The 13,706-nt window shown below is 54.4% G+C and carries 10 protein-coding genes; 4 read left to right on the forward strand and 6 right to left on the reverse strand.

Features of this window, described 5'->3' with window-relative positions; all coding sequences use genetic code 11:
• Positions 1-75: 75 nt before the first annotated feature.
• A complete protein-coding gene (locus OHL23_RS24710; RefSeq protein ID WP_263354700.1) occupies positions 76-3,108 on the reverse strand; it encodes a TonB-dependent receptor in 3,033 nt (1,010 codons plus the stop codon).
• Between the two features lie 159 nt (positions 3,109-3,267).
• Between OHL23_RS24710 and OHL23_RS24715 the strand changes: the two genes are divergently transcribed.
• Positions 3,268-3,948 (forward strand): response regulator transcription factor, encoded by a 681-nt coding sequence (locus OHL23_RS24715; RefSeq protein WP_263354701.1) that lies wholly within the window; start codon positions 3,268-3,270, stop codon positions 3,946-3,948.
• Positions 3,945-5,387 (forward strand): sensor histidine kinase, encoded by a 1,443-nt coding sequence (locus tag OHL23_RS24720; RefSeq protein ID WP_263354702.1) that lies wholly within the window; start codon positions 3,945-3,947, stop codon positions 5,385-5,387. The genes OHL23_RS24715 and OHL23_RS24720 overlap by 4 nt, the downstream gene beginning before the upstream one ends.
• Before the next feature lie 121 nt (positions 5,388-5,508).
• Here the strand turns inward: OHL23_RS24720 and OHL23_RS24725 are convergent, their stop codons facing one another.
• The 5 genes from OHL23_RS24725 to OHL23_RS24745 form a co-directional block, all read right to left on the reverse strand.
• Positions 5,509-6,531 carry a metallophosphoesterase family protein gene (locus OHL23_RS24725; protein WP_263354703.1) on the reverse strand — a complete coding sequence of 341 codons (1,023 nt, stop codon included), beginning with the start codon at positions 6,529-6,531 and terminating at the stop codon, positions 5,509-5,511.
• Positions 6,532-6,628: 97 nt separating this feature from the next.
• A complete protein-coding gene (locus tag OHL23_RS24730) occupies positions 6,629-9,373 on the reverse strand; it encodes a bifunctional YncE family protein/alkaline phosphatase family protein (RefSeq protein WP_263354704.1) in 2,745 nt (914 codons plus the stop codon).
• 115 nt (positions 9,374-9,488) lie between these two features.
• Positions 9,489-9,722 (reverse strand): hypothetical protein, encoded by a 234-nt coding sequence (locus OHL23_RS24735; RefSeq protein WP_263354705.1) that lies wholly within the window; start codon positions 9,720-9,722, stop codon positions 9,489-9,491.
• 154 nt (positions 9,723-9,876) lie between these two features.
• The gene (locus tag OHL23_RS24740; protein ID WP_263354706.1) at positions 9,877-10,152 is read right to left on the reverse strand and encodes a hypothetical protein; all 276 of its coding nucleotides are present in this window, start codon (positions 10,150-10,152) and stop codon (positions 9,877-9,879) included.
• 37 nt (positions 10,153-10,189) lie between these two features.
• The gene (locus OHL23_RS24745) at positions 10,190-10,417 is read right to left on the reverse strand and encodes a hypothetical protein (RefSeq protein WP_263354707.1); all 228 of its coding nucleotides are present in this window, start codon (positions 10,415-10,417) and stop codon (positions 10,190-10,192) included.
• A gap of 796 nt (positions 10,418-11,213) precedes the next feature.
• Here OHL23_RS24745 and OHL23_RS24750 point away from each other — a divergent pair.
• Entirely contained in the window at positions 11,214-11,750 is a 537-nt protein-coding gene (locus OHL23_RS24750) for a LysR substrate-binding domain-containing protein (protein WP_263354803.1), read from the forward strand.
• Positions 11,751-12,152: 402 nt separating this feature from the next.
• Positions 12,153-13,661 carry a hypothetical protein gene (locus OHL23_RS24755; RefSeq protein ID WP_263354708.1) on the forward strand — a complete coding sequence of 503 codons (1,509 nt, stop codon included), beginning with the start codon at positions 12,153-12,155 and terminating at the stop codon, positions 13,659-13,661.
• Positions 13,662-13,706: the final 45 nt, after the last annotated feature.

Here is a 13,706-nt window from a genome sequence, read left to right on the forward strand (position 1 = left end):
GGCCTGTCGCCATTGAAACCTACAGCAACAGGCACGTTTGCAGGGTACGGTTGAGCAACGGGTTTTTCTCTTAGCCTAGTAAGTGAGCCGAAGCGAAAATTCAAACTCTCGCGGAGTTCCTGTGCCAACTAGTCCAGATGGGTTCACGGTTGCGGTAATCACGCCAAAGCTGCTCGTCGGTACGATCTGCCCCGCAGACCCAACGTTGAGACTGCTGCCAGGCTGTCCATATTGCGCGCGATTGAATACATTGAATGCCTCAGCGCGGAAGATCATACTGTTACGTTCCGTCATGCGAAAGGTCTTCTCTATGGTTGAGTCGTCTTGCCAGAGCGGCGGACCGGTTGCAATGTTCTTCGCAGCATTTCCCCAGGTTCCGTTCGCCGGCACTGAAAAGGCGGCCGGATTCAGCCACCTGTCAATGCCACGCCCCGGCAGGTAAATCGGAACTCCGGGAACGCGGCTTGGACGCTCGTTGACATTGTTGCCATCGGACAACGCGCTGGCACTGCGGCTGAGCGTCACGTTGATGGGGAGTCCGGCCCGCGCTGCAAGCAGCGTATTGACAGACCATCCGCCAGCCAGAAGATCGGCAGTGCGCCCTGTTGAAAAATACCGCCGACCGTGCCCAAAGGGAAGATCGTAAACGGCGCTCACATTCCCGGTGTTGCGCACGTCGTCATCGCTGCTTCCCCATTCGCAGCTGAAGCAGTTCACATTCTGCGCGGAATCACCCTCACCGGCCCCCACGGAACCGTCGTCGATCGCATGGGAAAGCATGTAGTTGCCAGCAAAGAACAATCCGTTGTGGAAGCGGCGATTTACATTGACCTGCACTGCGTGAAAGATGGACTTCCCTTCGTTGTACTTCGTATCGATTTCGCTGGGATACTGCGGCAACGGCCGCAGTCCAGTCGCTGGATCGATCAGGTTTGTATACGAACGGCGAAATAAATGCGTGCCCTTCACACCGAGGTAAGTCACGGTCAGAACTGTGTTGCCAGGCAGCGCCTGCTGAACCGAACCGGTCCACTCCTCCGTATACGAGTCCGGATGGTTGCGAGCCATCGAACGAGGCGTCAACGCCAAGCCGGTCGATGGTGTCAGTGCTGGCGGTACGGGATAAGAGTATTGAACCGTCGTCCCATTCGACTGCTTACCGCTTGTCAGCGTCACGGATGGTTCGGTGTTCACAACAGGGCTGTCTTCGTCGCCGAGCTGGTCCTCCCCGTGGAATTCGCCGAAGCCGGCGCGAAAAACGGTCTTGCCGTTAAGCGCCCGGGGGGAATAGGCGATTCCAACCCGCGGGTCGAATCCGAGATAGTTATTGAAGTAGAATTCCGTTCCGATGCCGCAATAACCACCGCAGCTGGCAATATCAAAAGGATCTTCGTTGTTATGCTGTTCGTGGAACGGCGAGAAGTAGTTATATCGCATGCCGTAATTGACTGTGAGATCAGGCGTGGCTTTCCACTCGTCCTGTATGTAGCCGGCAACCTGCTCTTTGCGCAGGCCCTTGTCGGGAAGCGCGGCGGTTGTCTGAAACGTATTCAGCTGGTTTGCGAGGAACGCCGCTTCACTCAGAAAGCTCGCGGTGCCGTCGATCGAGTTGGCCTCGTTGTACTGTGGTAAACGGATGTCGGCGCCGGCTTTGACGGTATGCTTTCCGATGGTCCAGGTGACTGTGTCGTTGACGGAGAAGCTCTCCGCAATTTGTGCCTTGTTATAGTTCTCCAGGACCTCGGTAAATCCACTGATGGCAAAGTTGAATGGCTCGCCAGTCACCTGCGACTGCAGATATGTGTTGCGATTGAAGCCGAATTCGGCCTCGTTCAACAGATGCGGATTAAAGATGTGGGACTCTTCGAGAACAAAATTCTGCACCCTTGAGCCGATCGTGCTTGGCTGCCCAAGAGCGTTCAGAGCGCTAGTGGAGGTTCCGTCGTCGATGTTGTACCGGGCGAAGCTGGTGTCCTTTTCCGTGAGCTGGTGATCGATACGAACGATGCCCGAGTTTTCATTGTCCGGGCTTGGCACCAGGCCCGTGAACGTATACGCGTTTGGGTCCGTCGCGGATGGCGCCTGGCCTTGCGGGAATGCATTCACGATTGGCGCCAGTGCCGGCTGCGCTGCAATAACCTCCGCGCGAAATGCCGGGCTGGGAACGAAGCCGATCTGCGGAACTCCGCCCAGCTGCTGGCGGAAACCCTCGTAGTTCACAAAGAAAAAGGTGCGATCACGGCGGATCGGACCGCCCAGGTTTGCGCCGAACTGATTGAGGTGAAATTGCGGGTGTACCTTAGCTTTGATCGGCGACAGCGCGTCGAAGTAGCTATTCCGAAGATAGTCGAAGACGCTTCCGTGAAGACTGTTTGTCCCGGTCTTTGAAATCAAACTGACCTGCCCACCGGCCGAGCCGCCCGTGTCCGCTGTATAGGCACCCGAGTCAACTTTGAATTCCGCCACTGCTTCTGTCGAGTATTGCAGACGGAGGCCGGATTTCAGAGCCATTCGATAGATGCCGCTCGCATCCACGCCGTCCAGCCGGAAGTTTCCGTCGTCGATTCCCTGCCCAGAAAAGCGGATAGAAGACTGTTGTCCGGTTCCATTGTCAATCGCACCAGGGGCGAGAAGTTCGAGCGTTGCGATGTTTCGGCCATTCAACGGCAATTCCTGCACCTGAACCGTCTGGATCGTCCCGCCAAAAGTCGCGTCGTTCTTGTCGAGTTGCGCCCCTCCCATCTCTCCCTCAACGGAGACTGTCTGATTGACAGAGCCCACGCTCATGCGACCGTTGACAGTGCGTACATCCCCGGCGTGGAGATCAATACCCGAGACGCGGAGATCTTCAAACGAAGCTTTTGAGAACAAGAGATCGAATCGTCCGACCGGCAAGGAAGAAGCGACAAATTCTCCATGAGTGTCGGTCATAACCGTCCGTACGGCGTTCGTTCCTTCCTGAGTTACCGTGACCTGCACGCCAGGAATCGTAGCGCCGGTTGAGTCCGTGATGCTTCCATTCAATTCAGTGCGGTCAATCTGCGCATGGGCAGCAGCACATGTGCAGGCAGCAAGAATGACGAGGCATAACGTTCGAATCAGTCTCATAGGCCATTTGCGGAGTGCGTCCTTTCACGCGATTCATCTTCTCCGTTCTGTGCCTATCAGAGCGCAGTAACCTTAGGCTCAGCTTAGACAGACGCACTAACGCCAAAGTTTTCACACTCCTCTAACCAGTTATTGCCAATTCGGCTCGATACTCAAATCATGCAGGTCTGCATCGTCGAGGACGACGCGAGGCTGGCCGAGCTTCTGCAACAGGCGTTGCAGGAGGAGGGTTCGACGGCTATCCACCTCGCAAGTGGTCAAAATGCCGCGAGCTATATCGCTTCCTATCCATTCGACATCGTGGTACTTGACCTGATGTTGCCCGAAATCAGTGGCGTTACAGTCTTGAAGCAAATGCGGCAACAACGGTGTCAGACACCGGTTCTTGTATTGTCGGCAAGCGACACCGTTCCGGAAATGATTCGCGCTCTGGACGCTGGCGCAGACGACTATATGACCAAGCCTTTTCATCTGGAACTTTTTCTCGCTCGCGTACGCTCGGTGTCACGCCGCGGAGCTATTCCTCGCGGCACTTCGTTGTCCGTCGGACCCATCCAGTTGCAGGTGAGTCAGCACAAAGCTTTGCTGCAGGGTGAGCCGTTGGCTCTGACACGCCGCGAGTATATGCTGCTGGAGACGCTGATGCGGCGTCCTGGCCATGTGGTAACGCGCAACCAACTCGCAGATGCCGTCTGGGGACTTGCCGCGGATGTCAGTAAGAGCAATCTCGACTATCATATGCACAGCTTACGCACCAAACTTGGCCCGAAGTGCGACGGCCTCATTCGCACAATACGTGGTACAGGCTACATCCTGAATTTCGAAGCGGAATACGCATGAGATGGTCTTCTCTGCGCATTCGCGTAGGCATCTGGTATGCGATCTTCACTCTGAGTTGTCTCTCCCTGTTCGGACTATTTCTTTCCCTGTATCTCGGCCATGCCCTTGAAAGTTCAAGAGCTCCAACGATGGTTCGCCGTTCCGCTCGTCTTGTCGCATTCGTGAATCAACAATACCTTCAGAATCCTCGACTTCCACTTGATTCAGTCCTGCTCAACTTTCTCAGCGCCAGCCCTCAGAATGATGAAATCATAGTGCGCGATCAAACCGGGAACCAGTTGCTGTTTGCAGGCGGCGGAGAGTCTGAACTTCAGAGCGAACCTGTCTGTCTACAGACTTGCTTTCGCGAGTTTGTTCTCTCGGGCCACCACTATCGCATTTACACATCACAAGTAGTTCTCGCCGGATTGCCAGTGCAACTCACATTGGCGGGTACCATCGATGAGCATTACACCATCTTGCGAACGGTGCGCACCTCCTACTTACTCTTTGTTCCTTTCCTCCTGTTTGCCTCGCTGACCGGTGGATATTTGCTGAGTGGCCGTGCCCTGTTGCCCGTCGGCCGCATGACCGCAATTGCGAGCCGTCTTAGCATTTCAGATCTACATGGCCGCGTTCCCGTTCCGCACACAGGCGATGAACTGCAGGCACTCGCTGAAGCGTGGAATAACATGCTCGAACGCCTGCAGGTTTCCGTCGAGCGCAACTCCCAGTTCACCTCCGACGCATCCCACGACCTCCGCACCTCCATCGCAGTCATACTGGCCAGCGCCCAGCTCGCATTACGCAAGCCGCGCACGCCCGATGAGTATGCAAAGACCCTCCGCACGCTCATCTCGGAATGCGATCACACCCTGCGACTGCTGGAAGATCTTCTGGCTTCAGCACGCTCCGGCTTCGAGCACCATGAAATCAAACACGAACCACTCGAATTGTCGAGAATAGTCCGCGAAGCATGCGAGCCCTTTGCAGATCAGGCCGAAGGCAAGGAGCAGGCGCTTACCCTCGATCTTGCCGCGGAAGCCTGGATTCTGGGAGATTGTGCTCTCCTGCGACGCCTCGTCGGTGTGCTTGTAGAGAATGCAATCAAATACACGCCTCGAGGTGGTACGGTGAACGTAACGCTGAGAGCTACCCGATCCACGGTCACGCTTGAAACCCGCGATAGCGGACCGGGCATCGCGCCGCTGGACCTGCCGCATATCTTTGAACGTAACTTCCGCGCACAGGCCTCCCGGCGAACAGAACCAGGCACCGGGCTGGGGCTGAATATCGCACACTGGATTGCCGAGTCACATCGGGCATCTCTCAGCGTGCAATCGGCGAGAACAATGGGCAGCGTATTTACGGTCACGTTTCCTGCGCATGACTCCATCGCAACCGTCTGGTTGGAACGGCAATCAACCACTTCAAAAGCTGCCGTAGTCGATTTCCCTTAGAGGATAGCCAAACGTTCGGCCAATGTTCGCAAATCGAAGACAAGGACTACCAAGCCGTCACAATGTATTCGTCGAACAGTTTATCCTCCTCGTCATGTTGCTGCATGCACATTCGTCGAAATCACTTCGCGTGAATCGTGAAGGAGTCCTTGACCTCCCACGCTGGCGTCTCCGCACCCGCATCGGCCAAACGGTACATCTTCGCATCGAGTTGATCACCGTTCAGAACAAACTCGACATAGTGATAATTTGGAAATCCCTTGTCCTGGTACAAATCGTCCGGCGCACGTTCCACCTCGACAGGGGATGCTGCTCCACCACCAGCCACCAGAAAGGTGACGCCTTTCTGTTCGAAGCGTTCGTAGTTATGAATGTGGCCCGCGCTAACTATGATCTTCGCTTTAATCTGCGGCGCCATCTCCTCCAAATAATCTCGCAATGCAATTTCGTTTGGCCTCGGATTATGGCTGACATTGATCCTCGTCTGGAAGTCAGCAACCGGCGGGTGATGGAGGCTGAGAAAGACGAAGCGCGTTGTCTTCGGCAAGTTCGTCAACTGTCCATTAAGCCAGTTCCATTGATCGGTGCCCTTCAGGAGCGAGGTGTCGCTGTCCAGCGCAATTGTGTAGATGGAGCTGCCAAGTTCCACGGAGTACCAGCGCCGGTTTCGCATCTCCGGAAATGCGTTCCACCAGTGTTCGAGGGCCTGCCGTGGATCACCATGGAACTCATGATTACCGAGAGCCGGGTAGACGTGCAGGTGCACATCACGCCAAATCTGCGTCTCTGCCTTGTATACGGCGTAATCGTTCTCGACATCCCCGCTATAGGGAACGTCCCCATTCATCAGGATCGCGTCCGGACGCTCTTCGGCGATCTTTTGCACCAAAAGACGGCGCACTTTCGGATTCGTCACCTTCGTATTGGCAGGATCAGTGAATCGCTGATCCCCATACGCAATTACCTTTGTATGCTTGCCCGCTTTCACTTGCGACACGCGGAAGGTCGGGCCTGGCTCGCTGATCAGGGATGAGGTGGAAAGGTCCTCAGGACGAGGACTTTTCGATTTTGTCTCACTCTCCTGAGCATGGAGTACAGCGCAGGCAAGCAGTAAGACAGGAACAATCTGGCGACGAAACTGCATAAGACAACCCTCCATGGGATGAAACTCGTATTCCAACTTCCCGATTCTCTTTAAAGGTACGTTCTGATTGCGAGAGGTCTTCCACGATACGAAATCCTTATTGCATCATTCCAGGATGAAAGGCAACCGAGTGCTGCTTCCAGGATGGATAGGGTGTTCCCATGGCATCGTGCCAGAGAATCTCGTTCAGTTTTTCTGTCGGGACATCGTCCGGCTCCTGCCAGTTCATCTTGCCGGATGCGATTGCATCGGATTTACTCTGTCCATCCAGCGCGTTGACTCCCGGATTCAACTCATAGATGGATTGGGTTGGTTCGATTGCCTGATAGGGGGTCAGATTCGGAGTCTGCTGGAAACTATGGCGCATATCATTCGCGATTAGATCGAAGAGCGACATGGGAGGCACACCTAGAATTAACTCAATTGTCTTGACCATACTGACCTGTGAGTAGAACGTAGAATCAATCGCGCTGCGCTGCGTGTAGGGGCTTACGGCAAGCGCCACTGTGCGATGACCATCCACATGATCCAGGCCATCCTGCGCATCGTCTTCTACTATCAGGATGAGGGTTGATTTCCAGAACCTGCTGTGCGAGATTCCTTCCACAACCTGGCCGACCGCGAGATCGTTGTCTGCAAGGCATGCCTTGGGAGTCGAAAACCCTGGCGTCGTCCCCTCCGTATGATCGGAAGGCAGCTGGATCATAACCAGGTTAGGCATGCTACCGGCGCTTTCCCACTCCTTCAAATGGCGGAGAAAGATTCGTGCTCTAACAACATCTGGAATCTTCAGCCCATAGGCCGGAAAGTCAGGAACAAGGTATTGATTGAGACGTGCAATCGGAGCCCTGGTGGAAAAGGCGCCCATAAATTCACTGCCCTGCTTATATTCATCGAGCAGTTTGGCTCGAAGCGATCCAGTCTTGCCACCCATCTCACCCTCATACTCTCCAAAATCTGCGAAAGTCTTGTCGTGAGTGACAAGTTGGTCCCACAGGAAACCCGAACCGGCAAAGGCTAAGGGATCATCTCCGTTCTTTGGATAGCTGCGTCCGTTATATCCAGGCCAATAGGCATAGTCTGTTTCAGCAGCTTGCGTCAACCACTGGTGCCCGTCCGCGCTGTTGCCACCGTTCGCGTAAAAGTTGTCGAGCAGCACGAAATCGCGCGCGAGCTTGCGTTGATTCGGAATGATATCGTCTGCGTACATATTCAAACTCGGATCGCCATCACCCTTTCCCAGGGAGCCGAAATACTGATCGTAGCTGCGATTCTCCTTGATGATGTAAACCACGTGATCGATGGTGGACGGTTCGCCAACTCTCGCCGGAACAGGACGCGGAGCGGCATTTGGATTCGACTTCCCCTGCGCACCTCCTTCGGCGAACGAAACGCTCTGCAGGCTCATATGATTGTTCTCTGCAACCGCAATGGAGTACCGTCCGAGTTCATCCGCATCCGGAACCGCAATGATGTGGACTGTTCCTCGATCGGCGTGAACATACCGGCGATGGATATTGAGTTCCGGCTTCATGCCATCCCTCTTCTCGCGCGCCAGGAGATTTGCACTGTTCCATCCAGCGCCAACTCCGAGCAATGTTGAGACAGCAATGGTCTTTCCATCAGGACTTACGGCAACATCCTCCGGATACCATCCAGTGGGGATGAATCCGGCCACGCGGGAATGAATTGCCTTAAGATCAATCACCCCGACGGCATTAATTCCGGCGCATGCTACATACAAGGTTGAGTTATCTGGCGATAGAGCGACGGACTCGGGTGACACACCGGCGACTCTCTTCGCGAAGGGCTGCATGGCGATCGTTTCCAGCAAGCGATTCGACTCCGTATCGACGACGGAGATTGAATCCGAGTTGCTGTTCGCCACATAAAGTCGGCGATGCGATTCATCCCATACGAGGCCGGATGGATGCAGGCCCACTGCGATCGTTGCTGTTACTTGACCGGAGATGAGATCGATGCGTGAAACCGTTCCGTTTGACGCGACCCCCCTCTCATCCATCAGAACCTGGTCTGCATTCACTTCCGGACCGGTCGCAGCGCTTCGCTCTCCAGCACGGGGAACACGTCCTCCCCAATTACTGACAGATGCTACGGAACTGTCCGCAGCGACAACCGCTCCAAATGGAGCGATGCCCGTCTTGATCCGGCCCTTGACCTCTTTCGTGTCCAGATCAATGACCGCAGCCTCGTCATCGAATGTCAGCGCTACCACGGCCAGACGCTCGCCTCGCGAGTTTTTGGAGCGTCCCACGCTGACCCCGCCGACCTGGTGCGATCCGAGACCATCTGCAACTACAGAGCTTTCTTTCTCGCTCAGCGAGACCAGCTGTCCTGCGGACTCCTGCCCCTTTGCGCTTCCCGATATCCCATCCAAGAGTGGCGTTCGGCTCGTTGGGTCGAATATGAGCCCCTGCATGCCTGCGCTCGTTGCGGTATTCAGGACCCGCATCATCTGGTTCGTCTTTAGATTGATTTGATAAACATGAGTGCCCGTCTGTGAGAGGACAGCAGCATAGATGGACTCACCGTTTTCTCCGAAGGCAATGCCGTTCACCCGGCTCTCAAAAATGCTCTGCAAGCCCGCAGGCGTGATCATCTGCCTGCTGGGAATCACTCCTGGGTCGACCACCGACTTTACCGGCGGGACTGCTTTAGTGGGCTTGGCTTCTTGCTCACCTACAGGTCCCAGGTTTTGTAACGCTGGAGCAGAAGGCGCCTGTCCAGACTCTTGTGCTTCAACGGTTCCCTGAATTCCAAGGAAGATACACATACAAATGGTAGCTAGATTAGGGTTGATGCCCATTGATCGCCAGTTCATTGCTTCAACTCCTTGCGTATTAGTCCAAAACAAAATCAAACGAATCCATTGCGTAGAGCGCCCGTCAGAGAAACACCATGATAATCGGCAGCAGCGTTCCTCCGATTAACACGCCCTAGACGAGCCGCCAGTCTCCCCCGTAGCGAAAACCCATATAGATCCCCAGCAGCGTCGTCGCGAACAAGCCTACAGACATGGCCAGAACAAAGCACTTGAGCGGCAAAACTGCCTTCCCTGGCGGCAAGTCTTTTTTCTGCGCGCCAGGACCTCGGGGCGCAGTTTCATTTGGTACTGGCTTACCTTTCTCTTTCGGCACGCTCATGGTTTGTTTCTTATGTATCTGCGCCATAGCAACAATCCATGCCGGAGGTACATATCCCGCACTCTTTATTTGCTGATTGCAGGTTGAAAGTCTGAATGACTCCGCTAAAAGTAAAAAACAGGATTGCCGGGGAGAAAAAGAGTCCGAGATATCGATGCAAGAGCCGGATTTTCTTCATCGATTATTCTCCCAGAATTGGCAAACGCAGGCTCCAGGCGGTCCGCGTCAACCCTACCTTCATAGATTCCGTCGACAGAGAAGTAACAGTGTAGATGTCTGGACCGTTAGTTTTCGTTAGAAGCTCGACTCCGGTTGTTATGAAATTGATCAGGATCGCCGCGCCGAGAACTATCTTGCCGGCGAGATCGGTTATGGTACCGGCCAGTGTAGCGCTATGAATCTGAGCGAACACAGACATGGCAAAGAACAGTATCAACAAGACACACAGCTTTTTCATCACTGGTCTTCCCCCTCGGAAGCTTCTAGCTCGCTCTTCAACGCTGATACATCGCGTTCTTGCTTGGAATCGGGCGCTGCGCTTCATCGTGGATTGCGACGCCGATCTTCAAAGCCTCAGCTTCATTGCTGGCCTTGGTAAACGGCACTTCCATAACAATGAATGCGCCGTCGAGATCGCCACCCTTCGCATCCGAAATCGGCATGAGCAGATCGAATGTCTTATCCTTCTCGAGCCGCACTGCAATCGGTGTGTTCTTCGCCAACTTATCAAGATCAGGGGCCGAAGACTTCTTCTCGATTTTTGATGGAGTGATATTGGCGATAATGACGTTGTCGGTTTCATCTGGAGGAACAGCGTGGAGTCACAGCTTGATGCTTTGACTTCGCCTCCACGAGAATTTTCTGCGTCAGTGGAGCGCTTACGCGCAAGCAAATGGACGAATCCGGTGCAGGAGCTTTAGTAGCCCTGGTGGTCTGTGCCTGCGGAAATCCTTGCGCGATGACAATGAGCAACGAAGAAGTGAGAATAGCCCGTATGACGGTCTTAGACATGCAGATCCCCTGAGTTATGTTGAATACGTTTGCCGCCGTTATGCAGTCGGATGGATCATTCGCAATAATGCGGCTTTGACTTAAGTTTGGATCTCGCGAACAAGCTGCCGCGACGACTGATTCGCCTCCGAGGCTCCTTCCCCTCACGGCACAGACCCCTTGGGTTGATAGACCATGCTGCTTTGGATTGGATGTCCAGTTACCGTAAGCCTCATTTGAAGCCAGTTGACATCTCTGCTTGCAGAATTGCCGGCATTGTGAAGCCATTCAAATAGGCGAACCTGAGAATAATCTTGGGAAATTGCCCATGTAATCCATAATTAATGATATTCCTCCGATTTATTCACATTCGGCCTTGAGGCCGGAGTTTTTGGGGACACACGTCGAAGGGGTTCACCAGTCTGTGGAGTGCACCGCATGCATGGCGTGCGGTGCACTCCACAGACTGGCCCTGGATGCCCGGCAGTTCTCTTTAGTGCTAAGGAAGGCAGCAACTTCGCTTCAACGATGGAGGCAACGCACTCTTCGTTCGGAAGAGTTGCCACGGCCTTCGCATTCATCTTCCTCGGATTAGTTCTCGTAGCGCAGGCATCCGGACACTGGCAAACCGATCTCCAAACTGAAATATATGGATCCGGTTTCCCATGCGAGCGAGGCCGTCCACCCAAGCATGTAAAAGTGACAGTGCGGTGCCTCCGGCATCTACGCGGTCATTCACAACTCGCAGCACCGTCAAACGCACGAGGTCACCTGCGTTTAGGGGCGTCGCTCGAATTGCTGAGCGTTGAAGCAATCAAGCAGTGCACTCTGACAGCGATGGGCATTGCCGTGCTGCCGGAGGCGGTGATTGCGAACGAACAGAAGCGCGGAACGCTGGTGACTGTGGACTGGCCGAGAAAGCCTCTACTGGTTTACATGCAGATGTTCCGTCACCAAGACAAGTGGATGTCACCGGTGATGAGTACGTTTTGGAATCTGACGCCATCTCTGCTTCAGGGCGACGCAGGAAAGAAAAAGAAAAAGCGCTTCCGGAAAATACCTTAACGGCTATACATCGTCTGCTGCGTTGATGATGGTTATATCTGAGAATTCCTCCGTTGAAGCGGCGTTTCTGCTGTTGCAACGGGAATCGGTTCAGTTTACAGACAACAGTCTCGTCGAAGGCCGAAGGAACAAAACACAGTCTTCCGATTGGCGGTCACTCACCATCTGACAGTTCCCCGATTGCTTTCTCGACCCGCAGACGATTCTGGCTCTCGGCTGTCACAAACGCGTCGCCAGATGTCAGACGGCAGCAGAATAAGAGTCCGTCTTCGCGCCACACCTAAACTATTCATGTTAAATATCTTATGAGCACGTGTGGTGGGCCCAAGGAGGGCTTAGATCGGTTGTACTGTGTCTCGGCGGGCTGCTACAATCGCACCCATGATCGCCGGGTGAAAAGCAATGCCAAACACAGTTGCTCATACAGTTCCAGAGACTGTGGCGCCTAATACGGAACAGTGTGAGCTGCAGGTTCGCCGAATACTGCAATCCACGACCTTCCGGAACGCAACTACCTTACAGCAATTGCTGCAATTCCTGGCGGCGAAGTCTGCTACTGGTTCCAACGATGCCCTGAAAGAGTACACGATCGGGGTCGAAGCTCTGGGGCGAAAGCAGGACTTCGATCCTAAGATCGACCCGATTGTTCGGGTTCAAAGCCACCGGCTGAGATTGAAACTGAAAGAGTACTACGACGCCGAGGGCCGCCATGATCCGGTACTGATCCAGATTCCCAAAGGGCATTACCTGCCCACCTTTGAGACTTTGGCAGCCCCGATGTCCCATCTTGATCGCCGCTCGACCTATGAACCGGAACCAGCCATCTCCGTCACAAGCCTCCCCGGCGACCTCAAAGTTGAAAGTGCTCTTCCGGAGACCGTGATCGATCGATGGCGTCTTCATTGGCCGGACCCGGCTTGGATTGGAATGGCTTTGGCCGCGATAGCCATTTTTGCCTTTGGTTGCTGGCTTGGAGACAAACATGCCAAAAGCCTTTCTGGCCCAGTCACTGAGTTCTCCAGCGCCGATTCAGATTCTGCGAAAACGCCTGACCCGGTGCGGGATTTTTGGGCTGGCTTTCTTGGGAATGATTCGGCTCCTGTAATCGCTTATCCGGATGCAGTCTTCCTTCTGGATGATTCGAACGACCTTTTCCGATTTCGACAGGGAGCGAGCGATAGCCGTGGAGTTCTTGTCGACCCGCACCTGGCCCGACAATTCGCGTCAAACCCCTCATTGGTTGCGCAGGCCGGCCAACTCTATTACGAAAATGGATATACCGGTACAGGGGAACTTGAATCTATCGCGATGTTGGCCGGGCTGCTCGGCCGGATGGGAATCAAACCCATCATTAAGTCCTCTCGAGACATTACTCCCGATGATCTTAAGCAGCATAACGTGATTCTTCTCGGGTCTCCGTTCCAGAACATCGCCGTAGCTCAGTTGCTTACAACAGGAGATTTCACCTTCAAGAACCCTGATTCGCGCCACGAACAGTGGAGAGCACAGATCGTGAACGCGCATCCTCGTTCCAACGAGCAGCCGGCTTACGGCACCGAACGGGATCGCAGCACCCAGGCCCTGAAAGCCGATTACAGCCTCATCACCATAGCTCCGGGCGTAGTGCCTGGGCGGTATATCGCGATTTTAGGCGGACTCGACACCACAGGCACCGAAGGCGCCACGGTATTCGCTACCTCCAGGCCGGGCATCGAGGAGTTGACCAAAGCCTTGGGCTCAATCGGCGAGAAAGGCACTAGGACTGAGCCTCCGCTTTTTCAGGCTCTGGTGCGCGTTCAACTTGCCAAAGGCTACCAGGTGCTGAGCGCCGATCTCATGGCAGTACACCAACTTCATTCCGCAGATACAAAAAGGGCAGGCAATACCATTACTGCCGTGTCGGCTCCCTAGCAAACATCCAACGATGTGACAGAGCGGAGCATCGCCCTAACTGCG

This window comes from Acidicapsa acidisoli, from assembly GCF_025685625.1.
In the GTDB taxonomy this organism is placed as follows: Bacteria; Acidobacteriota; Terriglobia; order Terriglobales; family Acidobacteriaceae; genus Acidicapsa; species Acidicapsa acidisoli.